A 21,130-nucleotide genomic window follows, 5' to 3' on the forward strand; every position below is an offset into this window, starting at 1 on the left:
GCGTGCCCGCGAACACCGGCGAAGCCGGTGCCAGGCACCGCGTCGCCTGATTCGCGGGCACGCCCGCTCCCACAGGTTCAGTGTCGCCTTTGAGGTGCAATCAGCGCACGCCCGGCGAAACGATGATCTTCACGTTCTCCTCCTTGTTGTTGACCAGCTCCTCGAAGCCCAGCTCGACAATCTGCTCCAGCCCGATCCGCCCGGTCACCAGCGGGCGAATATCCAGCCTGCCGTCAGCGATGAAAGCAATGACATCGGCAAACTCGCCGTTGTAGGCCAACGCCCCCAGCACCTGCTTTTCGGTGGACACCAGTTCGAAGAAGTTGAACTCGCTGGGTTCTTCGAAAATGCCCACCAGTACGCACTTGCCCGCCTTGCGGATGGTGTCGATGGCCAGCTTGGCCGTGTGCTTGTTGCCGATGCATTCAAAGCTCACGTCCGCCCCCAGCCCAGCAGTCAGCTTGCGGATTTCCGCCAGGGGGTCGCACTGGCTGGGGTCCAGCACCACGCTGGCGCCAACTTCCTTGGCCTTGGCCTTGCGTGCCGAGGACATCTCCAGTGCGATCACTTGCGCCGCGCCAGCCGCCTTGGCACACATGATGGTGCACAAGCCGATTGTGCCGGCGCCGACCACCACCACTGTCTGGCCAAGCAGGCTAGCGGCCTTCTTTACCGCATGCATGCCCACCGCCAGCGGCTCGATCAGTGCCCCGGCCTCTGCCGGGAAACCCTGCGGCAGCCGGTACAGCAGGTTGGCGGGCACGTTGACCAGTTCGGCAAAGGCGCCGTTGTTCATCAGGCCGGTGAAGGCCAGGCGCTCGCAGATGTTGTACAGACCGTGGGTGCAGTAGTAGCAGGTGCCGCAATGCTGGCAGGCGTCCGCAGCCACCGGGTCACCGACGGCAAAACCTTCCACGCCTTCACCCAGCTTGGCGATCTGGCCGCAGAATTCGTGGCCGAGGATGCACTGACCCTGTATGCCGGTCAGCGGGTGTGGTGCTTCCACGGGGATGAATACCGGACCGGCGACGTATTCGTGCAGGTCGGAGCCGCAGATACCGCACCAGTCCACCTTGATCTGCACCCATCCTGGCGCAGGGTCGGCCGGCAGGGGCACCTGTTCGACGCGAATATCATTGCGGCCATGCCAGACGGCAGCACGCATGTGGGTGTGGCTCAGGTCGTTCATTGCTTTTCTCCAGGCTCACGGAAAGGGCTTAGTGCTTGCGCAGGAACGCGAGCAGTTGCTGGTTGACCTGTTCGGCCGCCTCCATCTGCACCATGTGGCCGGCCTCAGGCAGCACCAGCACTTCAGCCTCCAGCCCTTCGGCATGGCTGGCCGGAATGATCGCGTCCTTGCCACCCCACACCACCAGTGCCGGGTGCTGCCCCAGCACCCCGCGCAGGTCATGGCGCTGTCGGTCGCCGTCGGCGATGGCCGATGCCAACAGGCGCAGCGCCTCGTCCACACCTTCCAGGCGCTTGAACTTGAGCATGTCCTCCAGCATCTGCCGGGTGACAAGTGCCGGGTCGGCAAACAGCTGGACCATCTGCGGCTTGAGGGCATTGCGATTGGCGGCAGCGACGAAGCCTTGCAGGTACTGCCCGTTGATTGCCTCGCCCAGCCCGGCACTGGCCACCAGGCTCAGGCTGGCAACCCGCTGCGGCGCCAGGCGCGCCACGTTCAGGCTGACCGCGCCGCCCATGGAGTGGCCGGCCAGGTGGGCCTTGGCGATGTCCAGGTGGTCGAGCAGGGCCAGCACTGTTTCGCTCAACTCGTCCAGGTCGCCCTGTTGCAGGGTCTTGGCCGACTCGCCATGGCCAGGCAGGTCGAGGGCGATCACACGTCGCTCGGCAGCCAGCGCCGGGTGGTTGAACAGCCAGTTGTTGAGATCGCCACCAAAGCCGTGCACCAAAACCAGTGGCGTACCACCTTCGCCCAGCTCGAACCAGCGCAGCAGACGGCCCCCCACTTGCGCCTTCTGAGGGGCCGGCCCCTGAGCCTGGTCGGCGCCACCCTCGGCGACGAACTCGGCCTGGAAGCGCTGCACCACGGCATCGATTTCTGCCTCTTCGGCTTCGCCTTCCACCACTACTGCCAGCAGGGCACCGACCGGCAGGGTTTCATCAGGCCTGGCCACCTGGCGGCGCAACACACCGCTGAACGGGGCTTCGACACTGCTGCTGATCTTGTCGGTCTCGACATCCAGCACCTCGTCACCCTTGTTGATTTCGTCACCTTCCTGTTTCAGCCAGGTATCCACCCGGCCCTCGGTCATCGACAGGCCCCACTTGGGCATGGTCAGGGTATGGATCTGGCTCATGCGGCACTCCTTGCGGCTTCGATCACTTTGCGTACCGCAGCCTCGATCTTCGCCGCGTCAGGGATGTACAGGTCTTCCAAGGCATCGGAGAACGGCACAGGAGTATGCGGGGCGGTGACCATTTCTATCGGGCCCTTGAGCGCGCCGAAGGCCTTCTGTGCCACCAGCGCGCTGATGTCGGTGGCGATGGAGCAACGCGGGTTGGCTTCGTCGATAACCACCAGGCGGCCGGTCTTTTCCACGCTTTCCAGGATGCTGTCCTCGTCCAGCGGGCTGGTGGTGCGCAGGTCCAGCACCTCGCAGTCGATACCCTGGCGGGCCAGGTTGTTGGCTGCTTCCAGCGCCACATGCACCATGCGGCCATAGGTGACCAGAGTCACGTCGTCACCATCACGCAGGAAGTTGGCTTCGCCGAACGGCACGGTGTAGACCTCTTCCGGCACCTCGCCTTGCATGCTGTACAGCAGCTTGTGCTCGCAGAAGATCACCGGGTCGTTGTCGCGAATCGCCTGTATCAACAGGCCCTTGGCATCGTACGGCGAGGACGGGCAGACCACCTTCAGGCCAGGAATGTGTGTCCACAGCGAGGTGAGCATCTGCGAGTGCTGGGCCGCCGCACGCAGGCCAGCGCCGTACATGGTGCGCATCACCAACGGGGTGACCGCCTTGCCGCCGAACATGTAGCGGAACTTGGCGGCCTGGTTGAGGATCTGGTCCAGACAGCAGCCGGCGAAGTCGACGAACATCAGCTCGCACACCGGGCGCAGGCCCTGGGTGGCAGCACCAACGGCGGCGCCGACGTAGCCGATTTCCGACAGCGGAGCGTCGAGCACGCGCCCCGGGAACTGGTGATAAAGGCCCTTGGTTACGCCCAGCACGCCACCCCAGGCGTCATCCTCGCCGGGGGCACCGGCGCCGCCGGCAACGTCTTCGCCAATGATGAACACCGTGTTGTCGCGGCGCATTTCCTGGGCCAGGGCTTCGTTGATGGCCTGCTGGTAGCTGATCTTTCTTGCCATGGTGATTCTCCTGTTGTTCTTGTAATCCGCGGCTCAGGGGTAGGCGACGTAGACGTCGGTGAGCAGGTCGGCGGGCTGTGGCTTGGGATCGGACTTGGCGCGGCGCACGGCGTCTTCGATCAGGTCTTCGACGCGGGCGTCGATGGCATCCAGTTGCGCAGCCGTGAGCAGGCCGGCGCGGGTGGTCTTGTTGCGGAACTGCATGAGGCAGTCGCGGGACTCGCGCAGGTTCTTCACTTCATCGGGGGCGCGGTAGGTTTGTGCATCGCCTTCGAAATGGCCGTAATAGCGGCTGAGCTTGACCTCGATCAGCGACGGGCCTTGCCCGGAACGTGCGCGCTCGATGGCAGCACCGGCGGCCTCGTACACGGCAAAGAAGTCGAAACCGTCGATGGTGACACCGGGCATGCCGAACCCGGCCGCGCGGTCGGCGATATGGTCGCAGGCAACCGACCAGGTCGAGGCGGTAGCTTCGGCGTAGCCGTTGTTTTCGGCCACGAAGATGCATGGCAGGTTCATGATCGAGGCCATGTTCATGGCTTCGAACACGGCGCCTTCGTTGGAAGCGCCATCGCCGAAGAAGGCCACCGACACATCGTCGCTGCCCTTGATCTTGGCCGCCAGCCCGGCCCCGGCCACCAGCGGTGCACCGGCACCGACGATGCCGTTGGCGCCGAGCATGCCTTTTTCCAGGTCGGCGATATGCATCGAGCCGCCTTTGCCGCCGCACACGCCGGTCTTCTTGCCATAGATTTCGGCCATCATGCCGTACACATCCACGCCCTTGGCGATGCAGTGGCCATGACCACGGTGGGTCGAGGCGATGCAGTCGCTGTCGCGCAGGTGGGCCATGACCCCGGCGGCGGACGCTTCTTCGCCGGCATACAGGTGGACGAAACCGGGGATCTCGCCGGTGGCGAACTCCACGTGCAGGCGTTCTTCGAAGGCGCGGATGGTGCGCATCACTTCATAGGCATGCAGCAATTGTTCGTTACTGAGTTGATTGGACATCTTGTTGTTCTCCAGGGTTGTCTCAACACGGGTTTGCAGGGTGCAACCGGTGGCCGCGCGGTACGGCCAGCAGGTGATGGCGGGCGGCATGCGCCAGCACGGCCTCGACATCCACGCTCAACGGGCCTTGGTGATCGAGGGTGATGGTGGGGGTGTCGTGTTCGGCGAATTCGATTTCGCGCTCGCCGTCCAGCGCCAGGGTGCCGCTGGCCAGGCTCAGGCGATGGGCTACGCCGGGCGTCAGCGGGCCACTGGCGGTGATGCCGCAGCCTTGTAGCAGGCCGGGTGCCAGTGGTGCGAGCAGGGCTTGTTCGGCCCCGGGGTTCAGGCGTACCCAGGCGCCGTGCGGGTCCTGGCGCGAGACCGGGCACCACAGGCCGCACAGGGCCGACAGGCCAATGGCATGGGGTTCGGCGAAACAGGCGAAGACTTCACAAAGGTCCTCGCTGCGGCTCAGTGCCCGAGCGCCGATGAAACGCTGGGGCGACACCGCCACCTCCACCAGGGCCCATTCGGCAAGCTGTTGTTCGGGCACCTTCACAAGCAGGCGCTTGTTGCGGCGCAGGCCGATGCTGGCCGGTACCCGGCCGCTGGAAAGCAGGCCGCCGGCCAGGCCGGCGCTGGTGGCCTCGCGCAGTTCGGGGAAGGCATTGTTGGTGCCGGTGGACAACGTCAGCAGCGGTACGTCACCGGCCTCGGCGGCAACTGCCTTGTGGGTGCCGTCGCCGCCGAGCACGGCGATCATCGCCACACCGCGTTCGACCATGCGGCATGTGGCCAGGCGGGTATCGGCAACGGTCTGGGTCAGCGGCAGGTCGATTATTTCGATGGCCGGCCAGTGCTGGTCACGGGCTACTGGGCCCTGGCTGGCCTTGAGCACGGCGGCGGCAATGCCGGTCATGTCACTGGGCAGCAGCACCTGGCCGATGCCGGTGGCACCAAAGGCAGCGAGCAAGCGCTGGATCGCCGAGGCCTTGTCGGTGCTCGAATAGAGCCCGGCGTTGGCAGTCAGGCGGCGGAGGTCGCGGCCAGAGGCAGGGTTGGCAATGATCCCGACGGTCGGGGCGGGTAGCGGCATGGCGCACCTCGTATTCTTGTTTGCCAAGGCAGGAGCAAGCGCGGTGCCAGCTTCTTCTGAATTGGCTGAAGTACCCGCAATAGAGAGGTTTTCTTGCGCTTCGGCGGAGGCTGATGGTTGGGCTGACGAGACGCCCGGTGCCAGCCTGGGGTCGACGCTGGCGAGACGCTGAGACGCTGCGTCTCAAGCCGGCCGGTAATCACGCAGTGCTTGTCGGGGCCTGCCCGGAAGCGCTTAATGGCCGGACAACGATAAAAACAGCAACGAGAACCGGAGGGCCTGAATGCTTGCCGCGAACTCCCGAGCCCATGTCGACTGCGTCAGCAGGGTGCTGAAGAATGCCGACCGCCTGCCGCAGGCGCCGGTGCCAACGCTGATCCTCGATTCATGGCGCCGCTCCATGGAGCTGTACCGCCTCGACCCCGGGTCCCAGCAGGGGCCGCGCATCCTGTCCCAAAGCCTGCTCAACGAATGCCGCGAGCGCGCCGAACTGTTCCTGCGTATCGCCAGCGATGCAGTGGCCCGCCTGCATGAGCGGGTGCGCGGTGCCGACTACTGCGTGCTGCTCACCGATGCCTTGGGGCGCACCATCGATTACCGGGTCGAGTCGGCCATCCGCAACGACTGCCGCAAGGCCGGGCTGTATCTGGGCACCTGCTGGTCGGAGGGCGAGGAGGGCACCTGCGGCGTGGCGGCAGTGTTGACCAGCAAGGCCCCGGTCACGGTGCACAAGCGCGACCACTTCCGCGCTGCGTTCATTGGCCTGACCTGTACGGCGGCTCCGGTGTTCGACCCGTTGGGCGAGTTGCTGGGCGTGGTGGATGTCTCGGCCTTGCAGTCGCCGGATGACCGCCGCAGCCAGCACCTGATCCGCCAATTGGTCGAGCAGACCGCCCGCGAGATCGAGAACGCCTTCTTCATGCACAGTGCCCAGGGCCATTGGGTGATGCGTGCCCATGGCACGCCGGGCTATGTGGAAAGCCAGCCCGACTACCTGCTGGCCTGGGATGGCGATGGCCGCCTGCAGGCGATCAACAGCCTGGCGCGCCAGCGGCTGGTGGAGCAACTGGGGCGTTTGCCCGAGCACATTGGCGAGCTGTTCGACATGGACCAGCTGCGCCGCGTGAATGCATCGTCCGCTCAACGGCTGCCGGGCCTGGGTGGGCTGTACGGCCGGGTCAGCGCACCCCGCCAGCGCCAGCGTGCGCAGCCGTTGCGCCAGGCCCAGGACGCCCGCATCGAGCAGCATCTGCGCCTGGCCACGCGGGTCAAGGACTGCAACCTGGCGGTGCTTGTGCAAGGCGAGACGGGGGCTGGCAAAGAGGTGTTCGCCCGCCAGCTGCATCAGCAAAGCCAGCGTCGCGATGGCCCGTTCGTCACCCTGAACTGCGCGGCCATTCCGGAGAGCCTGATCGAGAGCGAGCTGTTCGGTTATGTGGCCGGGGCCTTCACCGGGGCTTCCAGCAAAGGCATGCAGGGGCTGTTGCAGCAGGCCGATGGCGGCACGCTGTTCCTCGACGAAATCGGTGACATGCCGCTGAACCTGCAAACCCGGTTGCTGCGCGTGCTGGCCGAAGGTGAAGTGGCGCCGCTGGGCGCGGCGCGGCGGGAGCGGGTGGATATCCAGGTGATTTGCGCGACCCACCGCGATTTGGCAGCGATGGTGGAGGATGGGCGTTTTCGTGAGGACCTGTACTTCCGCCTGGCCAATGCCCGCTTCGAGTTGCCGCCACTGCGCGAGCGTGAGGACCGCTTGGGGTTGATTCACCAGTTGCTGGCCGAGGAGGCCGAGGCCTGCGGGGTCGAGGTGGTGTTGGCGGATGATGCGCTGCAGGCGCTGCTGGTTTACCGCTGGCCTGGGAACTTGCGCCAGCTGCGGCAGGTGCTGCGCTATGCCTGTGCGGTGAGCGAGGGCGGGCGGGTGCAGGTGCAGGACCTGCCGCAGGAAGTGCGCGGCGAGGTAGTCGCGTCGGCTGAAAGCAGCATGTCTTGTCCTGCCCGGCAGTTGCTGCTGGATGCGCTGATCCGCCATCGCTGGAAGCCGGCCGATGCGGCGCGGGCTCTGGGGATATCGCGGGCGACCTTGTACCGGCGGGTGCATGAGCATCACATCGAGATGCCGCGGATGAAGGGGTAGGGCCCAGGGGGCGCGTTGCGCCCCTTTCGCGACACAAGGCCGCTCCCACAGGTACAGCGTCAACCTCGAGGCCTTGCAAAACCCTGTGGGAGCGGCCTTGTGTCGCGATGGGCCGCAAAGCGGCCCCAGGATCCCCCAGGCAATAAAAAACCCCGGAACAAGTCCGGGGTTTTCGGTACATCACACTACACGATCACTCCTGGCTGGCCAGTTTGTGCTCGAGGTAGTGAATGTTGACGCCGCCTTTGCAGAAACCTTCATCACGCACCAGGTCGCGGTGCAGCGGGATGTTGGTCTTGATGCCGTCGACGACGATCTCGTCCAGGGCATTGCGCATGCGCGCCATGGCTTCGTCGCGGTCCTTGCCGTAGGTGATCAGCTTGCCAATCAGAGAGTCGTAGTTCGGCGGAACCGAGTAACCGCTGTACAGGTGCGAATCCACACGCACGCCGTTGCCGCCCGGGGCGTGGAAGTGCTTCACCTTGCCTGGGCTCGGGATGAACTTCTTCGGGTCTTCGGCGTTGATACGGCATTCCAGCGCATGGCCACGAATGACCACGTCTTCCTGGCGGAACGACAGCTTGTTGCCAGCGGCGATGCTCAGCATCTCCTTGACGATGTCGATACCGGTCACCATCTCCGACACCGGGTGCTCAACCTGCACGCGGGTGTTCATCTCGATGAAGTAGAAGCGGCCGTTCTCGTACAGGAACTCGAAAGTACCCGCACCACGGTAGCCGATCTCGATGCACGCATCGACGCAGCGCTTGAACACTTCCTGACGGGCTTTTTCATCGATGCCCGGGGCTGGCGCTTCTTCCAGGACCTTCTGGTGACGGCGCTGCAGCGAGCAGTCACGGTCACCCAGGTGGATGGCGTTGCCTTGGCCGTCGGACAGTACCTGTACTTCCACGTGGCGTGGGTTGGTCAGGAACTTCTCCAGGTAGACCATCGGGTTGCCGAAGGCTGCACCGGCTTCGGTACGGGTGAGCTTGGCCGAGGCGATAAGGTCCTCTTCCTTGTGCACCACGCGCATGCCGCGACCACCACCGCCACCGGCGGCCTTGATGATCACTGGGTAGCCGACGTCACGAGCAATCGCCAGGGCGACTTCTTCATCTTCCGGCAGCGGGCCATCGGAGCCCGGCACGGTCGGTACGCCCGACTTGATCATCGCGTCCTTGGCCGAAACCTTGTCGCCCATCAGGCGAATGGTGTCGGCTTTCGGGCCGATGAAGGCGAAACCGGATTTTTCCACCTGCTCGGCGAAATCGGCGTTTTCCGCCAGGAAGCCGTAGCCCGGGTGGATCGCGGTGGCGCCGGTCACTTCGGCGGCAGCGATGATCGCCGGGATATGCAGGTAGGAATCCTTGGACGATGCAGGGCCGATGCAGACCGACTCGTCTGCCAGGCCCAGGTGCATCAGTTCACGGTCGGCAGTGGAGTGCACTGCGACGGTCTTGATGCCCAGCTCTTTGCAGGCACGCAGGATCCGCAGGGCAATTTCCCCGCGGTTGGCGATCAGGACTTTTTCGAGCTTCCCAGACATCGTTGGCTCTCCGCGATTCAAACGACGGTGAACAGCGGCTGGTCGAACTCAACCGGCTGGCCGTCTTCTACCAGGATGGCATCGATGACACCGCCAACATCGGCTTCGATGTGGTTCATCATCTTCATGGCTTCGACGATGCACAGGGTGTCGCCTTTCTTCACGGTCTGGCCAACTTCAGCGAAGTTCGGCGAGGTCGGCGAAGGCTTGCGGTAGAAGGTGCCTACCATCGGCGAGCGGATCACGGTGCCTTTCAGGGCCGGGGCAGCGGCAGCGGCTTCGGCGGCCGGAGCGGCAGCGGCGACTGGGGCAGCAACAGGGGCAGCGGCTACCGGAGCCGGTGCGAAGTACTGCTGGGCAGCTGGGGTCTTGCTGTGACGGCTGATACGGACCGACTCTTCGCCTTCCTTGATCTCCAGTTCGTCGATGCCAGACTCTTCCAGCAGCTCGATCAGTTTCTTGACTTTACGGATATCCATTAATCATCAACTCCCAAAGGTTCGGTCAGGGGGCGAAATACAAAAAAACGTATCTGAAACGTTTCTCTCGAACCCTGGCCCACCGAGGCCAGGGTTTTCATCATTTGGGCTGTGCGTTGGCAGCCAGTTGTTCCAGCGCAGACTCCAGGGCCAGGCGATAACCGCTGGCGCCCAGGCCGCAAATCACCCCTACGGCAACATCGGAAAAGTAGGAGTGGTGGCGGAACGGTTCGCGTTTGTGCACGTTGGACAGGTGCACTTCGATGAATGGGATGCTCACCGCAAGCAATGCGTCACGTAATGCGACGCTTGTGTGGGTGAAAGCAGCCGGATTGATCAGGATGAAGTCCACACCCTCGTTGCGTGCGGCGTGAATGCGGTCGATCAGTTCGTATTCGGCGTTGCTCTGCAGGTACTGCAGATGGTGGCCTGCGGCGCGGGCACGTTGCTCCAGGTCCTGGTTGATCTGGGCCAGGGTCACGGCGCCGTAATGGCCAGGCTCGCGGGTACCGAGCAGGTTGAGGTTGGGGCCGTGGAGCACCAGTAGCGTTGCCATCTGCGGATTCCTTGGATTTGTAGGGCAATTCGACACAGCGCGGCGAGTGTGCCGTAAAGCGACTGCAAGTGTCCAGTTCCCGGCAATAGCCAGCACGATGTCCGAGGTTCGCGCGAAGTATGTGACCGGATAATTAAATTCGGTCACTGATTTCAGGATTTTTCACAGCTCGCGGGAAGTTATAGACCGACTTTGCCGCGCACGCGTGTCAGAATTTGTGCAAATTCACCGGCATTTATCTCGCCAATGACCCGATCAGCGGTTATTTCGCTACCGTTCGCGGCAAAGAACAACAAGGCGGGAGGGCCGAACAGCTGGTAGCGGTCCAGCAGGCTGCGTTGTTCGGCATTGCTTTCGGTGATGTCGAAACGCAGCAGCTTGAAGCCAGCCAGTTGTGCTTGCACCTGCGGGGCGGTGAGCACCTCGCGCTCGATCACCTTGCAGCTGATGCACCAGTCGGCGTACCAGTCCAGCAGTACCGGCTGGCCGGCCTCCTTGGCCTGGTCCAGTGCTGCGTCCAGTGCGGCGGGTGTAGTGATGGTCTGCCAGCTCTGCGCCTGCACCGCCGGCCCGTTGCCGGTGGCGACAAGGGTTGCCGGCGGTAGCGGGCGTAGCGGGTCGCCTTGGCCGCTGAGGGCGCCATACCAGCAGGCCAGGGCATACACCAGCAAGGCCAGGCCGAGCAGTTGGGCCAGGCGCTGGCGTGCGGTCTTGACGACAAATTCGAGAGCACCGAGGAACAGCGCCACGCCAGCGGCAAGGAAACCGACCAGCAGCAAGGTCAGCGGGCCTGGCAGCACACGGCTGAGCAAACCGATGGCCAAGCCCAGCAGCAGAACGCCGATGGCGTTCTTCACCGTGTTCAGCCAAGGGCCGCTTTTCGGTAGCCAGGCCGCGCCACCGGTGGCCACCAGCAGCAATGGTGCGCCCATGCCCAGGCCAAGGGCGAACAGCTTGAGTGCACCGCCCAGGGCATCGCCGCTGGCGCTGATGTACAGCAACGCACCGGCCAGCGGCGCCGACACACAGGGCGAAACCAGCAGGCTGGAGAGTACGCCCAGTATTGCCGCGCCCAGCAGCGAGCCGCCCCGGGTGTGGTTGGCGACATTGTTCAGGCGGTTGCTCAGGGCTTGCGGCAGTTTCAGTTCGAACAGGCCGAACATGGCCAGGGCGAACACCACGAAGAACAGCGCGAAGGGCACCAGCACCCAGGCCGATTGCAGGCTCGCCTGCAGGTTCAGGCCGGCGCCGAACAGCCCCATCAGGGCACCGAGTACAGCGAAGCTGGCTGCCATCGGCAGCACGTAGGCCAGCGACAGCGCCAGCCCGCGCAGGCCGCCGGCCTGGCCACGCAGCACCACGCCGGAAAGGATCGGCAGCATCGGCAGCACGCAGGGGGTGAACGTCAGGCCTACTCCGGCGAGGAAGAACAGCGCCAGCGACTTCCAGGTCCAGGCGTGTTCACCGCTGGCCGGGGTGCTTGCGCCGCCTTCGCCATCGATGCTCAGGCGTGCGGTTTCCGGCGGGTAGCACAGGCCTTTGTCGGCGCAGCCCTGGTAGCCCACCAACAGGGTGAAGGCACGCGGGTCGTTGCGCGGCAGCTCGATATCGAGCACGTCGTGGTACACCTCGACATCACCGAAGAACTCATCGTGCTTGGCCTCGCCCTTGGGGATGCTTGGTGTGCCCAGGGCAATGTCGGCCGGTTCGGTGCGGAACTGGAAGCGGTGGCGGTAGAGGTAGTAGCCGTCGGTAGCGACGAAGCGCAGCTTGATGGTTTGCGCATCGGCCTGGACCAGGCTGAGCTTGAAGGCCTCGTGTACCGGCAGGAAGTCGGCATTATTGGTCAGCGAAGCTGCGCCGAGGGTGGCGCTGGGGCGGTTGTCGAGCAGGCCTGTGGCGAAGGCAGGGCTGGCCAGCAGCAGGAACAGCAGGAAAAACAGGCGGCGCATGGCGGACTCGCGAGGTGGAACGTGCTGGGCATGATAGCGGAGTTGGTGCAGGTTGGGGCCATGCTGGTGGCGGGGGCGACACATGGCCGCTGGCTGATGTGCTGCCTGTGCCGGCCTCTTCGCGGGTAAACCCGCTCCCACAAAGGTACAGCGTATGCCTTTTCAGACTCTGAAGGCCCGCACCGCCCGGTTCAGTTCACCGCCCAGGCTCAGCAACTGCTCGCCTTGCTCGCGCCCCTCGCCAATGCGCTGCAGGTTGTCCTCACCCAGCTCGTGAATCCGCTCGCTGTGGTCGCGAATCTCACTCACGGCACCACTCTGTTGCGCCGTGACATCGGCAATCCGCACCGCTGTATCCGAAATGGTGCGAATGGCACAGACAATCTCGTCCAGCGCCCCATCCGCCGCCTGGGCCTGGTTGGCCGTGGCCTCGGCATGCTCAAGCTGCGCACGCATGCCGGTCACCGAACTTCTGGCTGCCTGCTGCAAGCGGTCGATCAGTGCCTGAATCTCACCAGTCGCCCCGGTAGTGCGTTGTGCCAGCGAACGCACCTCATCGGCCACCACGGCAAAACCACGGCCCATCTCACCGGCGCGGGCCGCTTCGATCGCGGCATTGAGCGCCAGCAGGTTGGTCTGCTCGGCAATAGAGCGGATCACCGTCAGCACGCCGCCGATGGTGGCCGACTCCTCCGCCAGTTGTTCGATCATGCGAGCGTTGCCCTGCACCTCGTCGACCAACTCACGCAGGCCCGTCAGGCTCTGGCCGATCACCGCCTGACCCTGCTCCACTGCACGCCCGGCATCGCGACTGGCGTCGGCTGCGGCGCTGGCATCGCCGGCCACTTGCTGGATGGTCGCTTCCAGTTCACCCAGGGCATCGCGGATCTGCCCGGTGTCGCCGGCCTGGCGTTCGGCGCCGTCATGCAGGGCGGCGCTCATGCCGGCCAGGGCGTGGCTGCTACCTGCCACCTGCTCGGCGTTGTGCCGGATGGTGCCGACCAGTTCCACCAGATACTGGCGCAGGCGGTTGAGCGATTCCTGGATGTCGCGCAGTTCACGGTTGGTCCTGCCCAGGGCGATGGCCTCGGCGAAGTCACCCTCGGCCCAGCGCGACAGGGCCGGGGCCAGGCCGGTCAAGGTGCGCGCCAAGCGGCGTTGCAAAGTGTCGATGAGCAAGGCGATAAGCAGGATCAGGCCGATCATCAGGCCCTGGATGATGCGCACTTCGGCGGCAATTTTCGCATGCTGGCCGCGTACCTCGGGTTCCAGCGCCGCAATGGCCTGCTGCACGGCCTCCAGGCGCTGGCCGGTGCTGGCAGCCAGGGCGACGCGGCGCTCGATCTGTTCGCGGGTGCGCTGCAGTTCGGCCGGGTAACGGCCGAGCAGGCTCTGCAGTTCTCGCTTGAGGCCGACGGCAATGTCTTCCTGCTGGGCGCTGGCCTGGGTTTCCAGGCCCATCATCGCGGCGAAGTCGTCGGCACCGGATTCGGCGCTACGGGTTACGCCCAGCAAGGGCAAGGCGTCGATCGCCTGGGCCTGGGCACGGATCAGTTGCAGCTCGCGCTCCACTTCGTCGGCCAGCTCCGGGCGGCCGCTGCTGACCAGCTTGTCCCGGGCCAGCGACAGGCGACCGAGGTGCACGGTGGCGTCGAGCAGTGGCACCAGGTAGCGGTTGGCGTCGGCGCTGCCGCTGTCGCGGGCGTAGCCGGCCAGTTGTTCGAAGTTGGCGCCCAGTTCCCGCTCGGCCTGCAGCAGCAGGGCTTGCGGGTCGCCGGCCAGTTTGCCGGCGGCCAGCAGCTCCTCGGCGGTAAAGGTCTGCAGGCTGCCCAGGCTGGGGCGCAGTTTGTCGGCCAGTTCGCTGGGCCATTCGGCCAGCGCGGCCTGCAGGTGCTGGTTGGCCTCCATCGCTGCGGCGTGGCGCAGGGCATCACCGCTGCCCAGGTACGCCTGGATATTGCGCGCCGCCTGGTTCTGAAACTGCTGTGACAGGCCCAGGTAACGCTCCATCAACTGGTAGGGGCGCTCAAGGGCCCGCTGCGACCACCAAAGGGTGGCGCCCAGGGCGATACACACGGTTACCAGCAACAAGGTGTTGAAATTGGTCAGCCACTTCAGGCGCATAGCCGCGAGCTTCCTGCGGGGAGGAGGGGAGGTCGGTGGCTGAAGTTATTGCGATCTTGTGACGGGGTGATGACGGCAGGGGGTTGGCACCATAAAAAAAGTGGCACAGTGCCTGTATCGGTATTGTCTGTACTGGCCTCTTCGCGGGCTCGCCCGCTCCCACAGATATCTACCAGACCTGAATGCAGCGTAATCCCTGTGGGAGCGGGCAAGCCCGCGAAGAGGCCGGTACAGGCGATGAAGAACTCAGGGCTCCACACGCACCACGCAATTACGCCCGGCATGCTTGGCCCGGTACAGCGCCTCGTCCGCCGCACTGGCCATGGTCAGCGCATCCAGCCCCTCATCCATTTGCACCACCCCTGCACTGAAGGTGCACTGCAAGTCCCGCGGCTGCGCCGGGTAGAGAATCTCGGCAAAGCGCCGGCGGATTTCGTCCAGCACCTTGTGCGCTGCGTCCAGCGCGGTATTGGGCATGACAATGGCGAACTCTTCACCACCGTAACGGCCAATAAAATCGGTCTTGCGCAAGCGCTGCTTGAGAAACAGCGCCAGGCTCTTGATCACCCGGTCGCCCATGGGGTGGCCGTGGCGGTCGTTGATCTTCTTGAAGTGGTCGATGTCGAGCATGGCAAAGCTCAACGGCTGCTGCTCGCGACGGGCGCGGAAGCTGCAGTCTTCCAGCAGTTGCAGAATGTGGGTGTGGTTATACAACCCCGTCAGGCTGTCGCGCACCATGCGCGCCTTCAGGTGCCGGGCGCGTGCGGCGCGGTTGCGTACGGTGGTGATCAGGTGGCGTGAGCGAAACGGTTTGGTCAGGAAGTCATCACCGCCTTCGCTCATGGCATCCAGCTGTTTGTCCAGGTCGTCCTCGGCAGACAGGTAGATGATCGGCACGCTCACATAACGGTCGCTGTGGCGGATCACCTTGGCCAGCTCAGGGCCGGTGCAGGCTGGCATGTACAGGTCGAGGATGATCAGGTCGGGCTGGAAGTCGGCCAGCTCGGCCATGGTGCGGATCGGGTCGGTCAGGCTGCGGGTAATCATGCCGGCGCTGGCCAGCACGCGCTCGGTATACAAGGCCTGGGTGCGCGAGTCGTCGATGATCAGCACGCGCAACGGGTCATGCTGGGTGGCATTGGTCAGCAGTTCGATCTTCTCCAGCAGGCTGGAGGCTTCCAGGGTGCCAGTGAGGAAGTCCTGGCCACCGGCGCGCACTGCGGCCAGGCGGGTCGGGGTGTCGGTTTCGTGGTGGCTGAAGAACAGCAGCGGTATATGCCGGGCCAGCCCCTGCTGCACCTGGGCAGCCAGCAGCAGGCCTTGGCCGGCACCGTTGAAATCGACATCCATGATGATGGCCGAGGGCGGGTATTCGCCGATCGAGGCCTGAAACGCCGCGGCATTGGCCAGCGCCTGAACCACCAGGCCAAAGAATTCCAGTTGCTGGGCCAGCCGCTGCGCACGCTCGTGGTCCTGCAGCAGGATGTACACCGGCTTTCGCAGGGGCGGCAGCAGCACCTGATCGAGCGGGTCGTCCTTGCGCAGGCCGCTACGCGACAGCTGTTGGGCGGGGCACAGCGGGCTCGGCTCGGCTGCTTGGCTCATGTCCTGGCTACTTGTAGGTTGGGGTGTGCAGGGGCAATGATGGCTCTATGCTAGCAGTTCTTTTCAGGTGCGTGAGTGCCCTGCATCAACAAAGCTGCCGGAACGAATATTCAGTTGCTGACCGATTGGTCGCTTATGCGTAAGGCGGTGTCTGCTTTATAGTGCTGCCACGCGGGCTTGCCGTGGCACCCTGGCGCAGGCCTGTGGTCAAAGCCCCTGAACCGTCGTGACTGATTAAGGACAAAGCCATGCTGGACTGGAAAAACCGCGAGGCCAAAGCCGAGCCCCGCGAGCGTGTCGACGGCCGTGGCGCCGCGGCCCGTAGCTACCTTGGCGGCCTCTGGAGCCGTGCCCTGGGGACTCTGATCGGGTTGTACCTGCTGGTGTGTATCGGCCTGGGCTGGTACTGGAGCCAGGAGCCGGAGCTGTTCCCGGTGCAGCAGAACGCCCAGGCCGCCGCCGAGCGTACCGGCCAGCAGATGGTGGTGGGCTACACCACCATCGAAACCCTCAAGACCGTGGCCGGCACCTTGCTGAACAAGCCCGGCGGCTACATTTCCAACGACCGCTTCCCGCCAGGGCTGTGGATGGACAACATGCCGAGCTGGGAATATGGCGTGCTGGTCCAGGTGCGCGACCTATCCCGTGCCCTGCGCAAGGACTTCGCCCGTTCGCAGTCGCAGTCGACCGAAGACGCCGACCTGGCCAAGGCCGAACCGCGTTTCAACTTCGACAACAAGAGCTGGATCCTGCCGTCGAGCGAGTCGGAGTTCGAAGAGGGCATCAAGTCGCTGACCCGCTACCAGACCCGTCTGGCTGCCGGCGACAAGGGCGCGATCTTCTACACCCGTGCCGACAACCTGAACAACTGGCTGGGTGACGTGGCCACCCGCCTGGGTTCGCTGTCGCAGCGTCTTTCGGCCAGCGTTGGCCGAGTCAAGCTCAACACCACGCTCAAGACCGAGTCGGTGGTCGCCGGCCAGGCGCCGCAGGTGGACGAGGAGTTGGTGGAAACCCCATGGCTGCAGATCGACAACGTGTTCTACGAAGCCCGTGGCCAGGCCTGGGCGTTGTCGCACCTGCTGCGCGCCATCGAGGTGGACTTTGCCGACGTGCTGGCGAAGAAGAACGCCACGGTCAGCGTGCGCCAGATAATCCGTGAGCTGGAAGCCTCGCAGGAAGCCCTGTGGAGCCCGATGGTGCTCAACGGCAGCGGCTTCGGCATGTGGGCCAACCACTCGCTGGTCATGGCCAACTACATTTCCCGGGCCAACGCGGCGGTCATCGACCTGCGTCAGCTGCTGTCGCAAGGTTGATGATGGCTATCAGCCCGACCGAGGCCGCACATCGGGCGGCCTCCGACCGAGAATTGGTCACCTGGGTGGACGAAGCCGACCAGGTGCTGGGGGCCTTGCCCCGCGCCGAGCTGCGCGAGCGCGGCCTGATAGGGCGTTGCACGTTCATTCTGCTGTTCAACAGTGCCGGTGAGCTGTGCGTGCACCGGCGGACCCTGAGCAAGGCGCTGTACCCGGGGTACTGGGATGTGGCGGCAGGCGGCATGGTGACGGCCGGGGAGGCGTATGCCGAGTCGGCGGCGCGGGAGTTGGCCGAGGAGCTGGGGATCGACGGTGTGGAGCTGCGTTTTCATGAGCGGTTCTACTTTGACCAGCCGGATAACCACTTGTGGTGTGCGGTGTATTCGGCGGTGTCGGATGCTCCGTTGCGGTTACAGCCGGAAGAGGTGATCGAGGCGCGCTTCATTGGCCTGGAGCAGGCTGAGCAAGAAAGCCTGACCAAGCCGTATTGCCCGGACTCGTTGGCGGCCTTGCAGCGCTATAAAGCAAGCCTCAAATAGATGCGTGGCCCATGCCGGCCCCTTCGCGGGTAAACCCGCTCCCACAGGGATTTCACAGGTCGTGAAACCTGCGCGGTACCTGTGGGAGCGGGTTCACCCGCGAAGGGGTCGCAAAACATTCGCAAAATGCCGCAATCCAGTACTTAGCAACAGCCGGATTTATCGTTAAACTGCGCGCCCTTTTCGGGCTGCCGCAGGTCTTGCGGTGGTAGCGCCGCCCCTGCCAGAGTGGGGCTTCGCGGTCGGGCTCAACCCCCTGGGGCCGACCAGTTTTTGTCCTCAGCACAGAGGAACAAAAGTGGCCAAGAAAGCTTCTTCCTTCGCCGCCCTTGGCGGTCTCGTTTACTCCACCGACGCCGGTCGGCACTGCCCCGACTGTGGCCAGCCGGTAGATGCCTGTACCTGCAAGCAGCAGGTCATCCCCGAAGGCGATGGCATTGCCCGTGTGCGCCGCGAAAGCAAGGGCCGCGGCGGCAAGACCGTGACCACCGTCACTGGTGTGCCGTTGCCGCTCGATCAGCTCAAGGAGCTGGCCTCTGCCCTCAAGCGCCGCTGCGGTACTGGTGGCGCCCTGAAGGACGGGGTCATCGAAATCCAGGGCGACCATGTCGAACTGCTGATCGGTGAGCTGACCAGGCAGGGCTTCAAGGCGAAAAAGTCCGGCGGCTGATACGGCCACGCGATTTTTTGCCCAGTGCTTTCTAAACTCGTTGCCGTGACCAGGGTCTACCCCAGGGCGCGGACGAATCGTCATTTTTGGCTTCTACACTGCGCCCGCCTCCTTGCGGGGCAGTGTCTTCGACTTATCTATAGGGGACTTGAATGTCCGTACGACGCACACGCAAAGACGATGGTAGCCAATGGACCGTGGCCGACAGCCGCAGTGTTTATGGCATCCGTCATTGGGGCGCTGGTTATTTCGCCATCAATGAAGCCGGGCGCGTCGAAGTACGCCCCAACGGCCCGAAAAGCGCGCCGATCGACCTGTTCGAACAGGTCGACGAACTGCGCCAGAGCGGCCTGTCGCTGCCATTGCTGGTGCGCTTCCCCGACATTCTGCAGGACCGCGTGCGCCAGCTGACCGGCGCCTTCGACGCCAACATCGCGCGCCTGGAGTACCAGAGCAAGTACACCGCGCTGTACCCGATCAAGGTCAACCAGCAGGAAGCGGTGGTGGAAAACATTATCGCCACGCAGAACGTCTCCATCGGCCTGGAAGCCGGCTCCAAGCCTGAGCTGCTGGCCGTGCTGGCGCTGGCGCCGAAGGGCGGCACCATCGTCTGCAACGGCTACAAGGACCGCGAGTTCATTCGCCTGGCGCTGATGGGCCAGAAGCTTGGCCACAACGTGTTCATCGTCATCGAGAAAGAGTCGGAAGTGGCCCTGGTGATCGACGAGGCCGCCGAGCTCAAGGTCAAGCCGCAGGTCGGCCTGCGCGTGCGCCTTTCGTCGCTGGCTTCGAGCAAGTGGGCCGACACCGGTGGCGAGAAGTCCAAGTTCGGTTTGTCCGCCGCTCAGCTGATCTCGGTGGTACAGCGCTTCCGCGATGCCGGCCTGGACCAGGGCATCCGCCTGCTGCACTTCCACATGGGTTCGCAGATCGCCAACCTGGCCGACTACCAGCACGGCTTCAAGGAAGCCATCCGGTACTACGGTGAGCTGCGTGCGCTGGGCCTGCCGGTCGACCATATCGACGTTGGCGGTGGTTTGGGTGTGGACTACGACGGCACCCACTCGCGCAATGCCAGCTCGATCAACTACGACATGGACGACTACGCCGGCGTGGTGGTGGGCATGCTCAAGGAGTTCTGCGACGCGCAGGGCCTGCCGCACCCGCACATCTTCTCCGAAAGCGGCCGTTCGCTGACCGCGCACCACGCCATGCTGGTGATCCAGGTGACCGACGTCGAGAAGCACAACGACGAGGTGCCGACCATCGAGAACAAGGAAGCCCTGCCCGAGACCGTGCAGTGGCTGGTCGACCTGCTCGGCCCGACCGATATCGAAATGGTGACCGAGACCTACTGGCGCGCCACCCACTACATGGGTGACGTGGCCGCGCAGTATGCCGATGGCAAGATCAGCCTGGCCGAAAAGGCCTTGGCCGAGCAGTGCTACTTTGCCGTGTGCCGCCGCCTGCACAACTCGCTGAAAGCCCGCCAGCGCTCGCACCGCCAGGTGCTGGACGAGCTGAACGACAAGCTGGCCGACAAGTACATCTGCAACTTCTCGGTGTTCCAGAGCCTGCCGGACACCTGGGCCATCGGCCAGGTACTGCCGATCATCCCGCTTCACCGCCTGGACGAAGAGCCGATGCGTCGTGCCGTGCTGCAGGACCTTACCTGCGACTCCGACGGCAAGATCAACCAGTACGTTGACGAGCAGAGCATCGAGACCAGCATGCCGGTGCATGCGGTGAAGGAGGGCGAGGACTATCTGCTGGGTGTGTTCCTGGTCGGTGCCTATCAGGAAATCCTCGGTGACATGCACAACCTGTTCGGTGACACCGACTCGGTGAACATCTATCAGAACGCCGACGGTAGCGTGTACCACGCCGGTATCGAGACCCACGACACCATCGAAGACATGCTGCGCTATGTGCACCTGTCGCCGGAGGAGTTGATGACCCACTACCGTGACAAGGTCGCCAGCGCCAAGATCACTGCGCGGGAGCGGACCCAGTTCCTGGATGCCTTGCGCCTTGGGTTGACGCGGTCTTCGTACCTGTCGTCTTAACCGCCAGGCCGCTCCCGCTTTTTTGTGGGAGCGGCCTAGCGTCGCGATATGAGGGCGAAGCCCTCACCGCGTCATACCTGGTAATGGTCCAGTCCTCGGCTATCGCATCAGCGCCGCTACCTTTGAATGCAATGTTCAAAGGAGGATGACATGGAAAGTCCCGGCTCCCATCGTTTACGTAGTGGCCGAGTGTCCGAACCAGGGCGTCTCTACCTGCTCACCACAACCACTCGCAACCGAACACCGTTGTTCAAGAACTTCTTGTTCGCCAGAACAGTTATCCAGCAATTGCGGCTCAGCGAAGAGCGCAAGGCGTGTCGATCTCTGGCGTGGGTCTTGATGCCGGATCATCTTCATTGGCTTATTGAACTTGGGCCGTTGAGCCTGGGTAGGCTGATGTGCGAGTTCAAGTCCAGAAGCAGTTGTGCGCTGTACAAGGTGGGGGCTGACAGGCGGCATATATGGCAGACCAGCTTTCATGACCGGGCGTTGCGCCGCGAGGAGGATGTGAGGGCAGTGGCGCGCTACATCATCGCCAATCCCATTCGGGCTGGTCTGGTGCGGCGGGCTGGTGATTATCCACATTGGGATTATGTGTGGCTGTGAGTCCGCAGGTGAGGGCTTCGCCCTCATTTCGCGACACAAGGCCGCTCCCACAAAGTCCTGCGTACGCCGATCAATGTTGGAGCGGCCTTGCGTCGCGAT

General features: G+C 64.1%; 17 protein-coding genes. 6 read left to right on the top strand and 11 right to left on the bottom strand.

From position 1 onward, the window contains the following. Window positions 1–100: 100 nt before the first annotated feature. From CAF92_RS16950 to CAF92_RS16970, 5 genes are read right to left on the bottom strand one after another with little or no spacing between them, the layout of a single operon-like run. A complete protein-coding gene (locus CAF92_RS16950) occupies window positions 101–1,165 on the bottom strand; it encodes a 2,3-butanediol dehydrogenase (protein WP_256573762.1) in 1,065 nt (354 codons plus the stop codon). A gap of 52 nt (window positions 1,166–1,217) precedes the next feature. Then, window positions 1,218–2,324, bottom strand: coding sequence for an acetoin dehydrogenase dihydrolipoyllysine-residue acetyltransferase subunit (locus tag CAF92_RS16955; RefSeq protein ID WP_085601435.1), 1,107 nt, complete (start codon window positions 2,322–2,324; stop codon window positions 1,218–1,220). Then, window positions 2,321–3,343: an alpha-ketoacid dehydrogenase subunit beta gene (locus CAF92_RS16960; protein ID WP_085601436.1), complete on the bottom strand. Its 1,023-nt coding sequence runs from the start codon at window positions 3,341–3,343 to the stop codon at window positions 2,321–2,323. The genes CAF92_RS16955 and CAF92_RS16960 overlap by 4 nt, the downstream gene beginning before the upstream one ends. 33 nt (window positions 3,344–3,376) lie before the next feature. Continuing rightward, entirely contained in the window at window positions 3,377–4,354 is a 978-nt protein-coding gene (locus tag CAF92_RS16965; protein WP_085601463.1) for a thiamine pyrophosphate-dependent dehydrogenase E1 component subunit alpha, read from the bottom strand. A gap of 22 nt (window positions 4,355–4,376) precedes the next feature. Continuing rightward, on the bottom strand, window positions 4,377–5,432 hold the full coding sequence (locus CAF92_RS16970) for an ATP-NAD kinase family protein (protein ID WP_085601437.1): 1,056 nt from the start codon (window positions 5,430–5,432) through the stop codon (window positions 4,377–4,379). A 283-nt stretch (window positions 5,433–5,715) separates the two neighbouring features. On the opposite strand from CAF92_RS16970, the gene CAF92_RS16975 reads away from it, so the two are divergent. After that, complete coding sequence (locus tag CAF92_RS16975) at window positions 5,716–7,569, top strand: sigma-54-dependent Fis family transcriptional regulator (RefSeq protein ID WP_085601438.1); 1,854 nt, start codon at window positions 5,716–5,718, stop codon at window positions 7,567–7,569. Window positions 7,570–7,762: 193 nt separating this feature from the next. Here CAF92_RS16975 and accC read toward each other — a convergent pair whose 3' ends face one another. The 6 genes from accC to CAF92_RS17005 all read right to left on the bottom strand — a co-directional run bounded on the left by accC (window position 7,763) and on the right by CAF92_RS17005 (window position 15,834). Further along, window positions 7,763–9,118, bottom strand: coding sequence for an acetyl-CoA carboxylase biotin carboxylase subunit (gene accC, locus CAF92_RS16980; protein WP_046615992.1), 1,356 nt, complete (start codon window positions 9,116–9,118; stop codon window positions 7,763–7,765). 17 nt (window positions 9,119–9,135) lie between these two features. Beyond that, window positions 9,136–9,597: an acetyl-CoA carboxylase biotin carboxyl carrier protein gene (gene accB, locus CAF92_RS16985; RefSeq protein WP_015268813.1), complete on the bottom strand. Its 462-nt coding sequence runs from the start codon at window positions 9,595–9,597 to the stop codon at window positions 9,136–9,138. 100 nt (window positions 9,598–9,697) lie between these two features. Further along, entirely contained in the window at window positions 9,698–10,153 is a 456-nt protein-coding gene (aroQ, locus tag CAF92_RS16990) for a type II 3-dehydroquinate dehydratase (RefSeq protein WP_003255330.1), read from the bottom strand. 179 nt (window positions 10,154–10,332) lie between these two features. Then, window positions 10,333–12,105 carry a protein-disulfide reductase DsbD gene (locus tag CAF92_RS16995; RefSeq protein ID WP_085601439.1) on the bottom strand — a complete coding sequence of 591 codons (1,773 nt, stop codon included), beginning with the start codon at window positions 12,103–12,105 and terminating at the stop codon, window positions 10,333–10,335. Window positions 12,106–12,267: 162 nt separating this feature from the next. Next, window positions 12,268–14,229, bottom strand: a complete 1,962-nt coding sequence (locus CAF92_RS17000; RefSeq protein ID WP_085601440.1) for a methyl-accepting chemotaxis protein — start codon at window positions 14,227–14,229, stop codon at window positions 12,268–12,270. A 246-nt stretch (window positions 14,230–14,475) separates the two neighbouring features. Further along, window positions 14,476–15,834, bottom strand: coding sequence for a diguanylate cyclase (locus CAF92_RS17005; protein ID WP_085601441.1), 1,359 nt, complete (start codon window positions 15,832–15,834; stop codon window positions 14,476–14,478). A gap of 248 nt (window positions 15,835–16,082) precedes the next feature. Between CAF92_RS17005 and CAF92_RS17010 the strand changes: the two genes are divergently transcribed. From CAF92_RS17010 to CAF92_RS17030, 5 genes are all read left to right on the top strand, one after another. Beyond that, window positions 16,083–17,150 carry a DUF2333 family protein gene (locus CAF92_RS17010; protein ID WP_046615996.1) on the top strand — a complete coding sequence of 356 codons (1,068 nt, stop codon included), beginning with the start codon at window positions 16,083–16,085 and terminating at the stop codon, window positions 17,148–17,150. A 2-nt stretch (window positions 17,151–17,152) separates the two neighbouring features. Beyond that, a complete protein-coding gene (locus CAF92_RS17015; protein WP_046615997.1) occupies window positions 17,153–17,689 on the top strand; it encodes an NUDIX hydrolase in 537 nt (178 codons plus the stop codon). A gap of 298 nt (window positions 17,690–17,987) precedes the next feature. Further along, window positions 17,988–18,359, top strand: coding sequence for a translation initiation factor Sui1 (locus CAF92_RS17020; protein WP_046616836.1), 372 nt, complete (start codon window positions 17,988–17,990; stop codon window positions 18,357–18,359). A gap of 152 nt (window positions 18,360–18,511) precedes the next feature. Continuing rightward, window positions 18,512–20,425 carry an arginine decarboxylase gene (gene speA, locus CAF92_RS17025; protein WP_046616837.1) on the top strand — a complete coding sequence of 638 codons (1,914 nt, stop codon included), beginning with the start codon at window positions 18,512–18,514 and terminating at the stop codon, window positions 20,423–20,425. A 150-nt stretch (window positions 20,426–20,575) separates the two neighbouring features. After that, on the top strand, window positions 20,576–21,031 hold the full coding sequence (locus tag CAF92_RS17030) for a transposase (RefSeq protein ID WP_085601442.1): 456 nt from the start codon (window positions 20,576–20,578) through the stop codon (window positions 21,029–21,031). Window positions 21,032–21,130 lie beyond the last annotated feature (99 nt).

It is taken from the genome of Pseudomonas sp. B10(2017), from assembly GCF_002113295.1.
Taxonomy (GTDB): Bacteria; Pseudomonadota; Gammaproteobacteria; order Pseudomonadales; family Pseudomonadaceae; genus Aquipseudomonas; species Aquipseudomonas pudica.

Excerpts from the sequence above, each read along its gene's own strand:
- CAF92_RS17000 (WP_085601440.1), bottom strand. The coding sequence starts at position 14,229 with ATGCGCCTGAAGTGGCTGACCAATTTCAACACCTTGTTGCTGGTAACC.
- aroQ (WP_003255330.1), bottom strand. The coding sequence starts at position 10,153 with ATGGCAACGCTACTGGTGCTCCACGGCCCCAACCTCAACCTGCTCGGT.
- CAF92_RS17005 (WP_085601441.1), bottom strand. The coding sequence starts at position 15,834 with ATGAGCCAAGCAGCCGAGCCGAGCCCGCTGTGCCCCGCCCAACAGCTG.
- speA (WP_046616837.1), top strand. The coding sequence starts at position 18,512 with ATGTCCGTACGACGCACACGCAAAGACGATGGTAGCCAATGGACCGTG.
- CAF92_RS17030 (WP_085601442.1), top strand. The coding sequence starts at position 20,576 with ATGGAAAGTCCCGGCTCCCATCGTTTACGTAGTGGCCGAGTGTCCGAA.
- CAF92_RS16955 (WP_085601435.1), bottom strand. The coding sequence starts at position 2,324 with ATGAGCCAGATCCATACCCTGACCATGCCCAAGTGGGGCCTGTCGATG.
- accB (WP_015268813.1), bottom strand. The coding sequence starts at position 9,597 with ATGGATATCCGTAAAGTCAAGAAACTGATCGAGCTGCTGGAAGAGTCT.
- CAF92_RS16995 (WP_085601439.1), bottom strand. The coding sequence starts at position 12,105 with ATGCGCCGCCTGTTTTTCCTGCTGTTCCTGCTGCTGGCCAGCCCTGCC.
- CAF92_RS16965 (WP_085601463.1), bottom strand. The coding sequence starts at position 4,354 with ATGTCCAATCAACTCAGTAACGAACAATTGCTGCATGCCTATGAAGTG.
- CAF92_RS16950 (WP_256573762.1), bottom strand. The coding sequence starts at position 1,165 with ATGCGTGCTGCCGTCTGGCATGGCCGCAATGATATTCGCGTCGAACAG.
- CAF92_RS16960 (WP_085601436.1), bottom strand. The coding sequence starts at position 3,343 with ATGGCAAGAAAGATCAGCTACCAGCAGGCCATCAACGAAGCCCTGGCC.
- CAF92_RS17015 (WP_046615997.1), top strand. The coding sequence starts at position 17,153 with ATGGCTATCAGCCCGACCGAGGCCGCACATCGGGCGGCCTCCGACCGA.
- CAF92_RS16975 (WP_085601438.1), top strand. The coding sequence starts at position 5,716 with ATGCTTGCCGCGAACTCCCGAGCCCATGTCGACTGCGTCAGCAGGGTG.
- CAF92_RS17010 (WP_046615996.1), top strand. The coding sequence starts at position 16,083 with ATGCTGGACTGGAAAAACCGCGAGGCCAAAGCCGAGCCCCGCGAGCGT.
- CAF92_RS16970 (WP_085601437.1), bottom strand. The coding sequence starts at position 5,432 with ATGCCGCTACCCGCCCCGACCGTCGGGATCATTGCCAACCCTGCCTCT.
- accC (WP_046615992.1), bottom strand. The coding sequence starts at position 9,118 with ATGTCTGGGAAGCTCGAAAAAGTCCTGATCGCCAACCGCGGGGAAATT.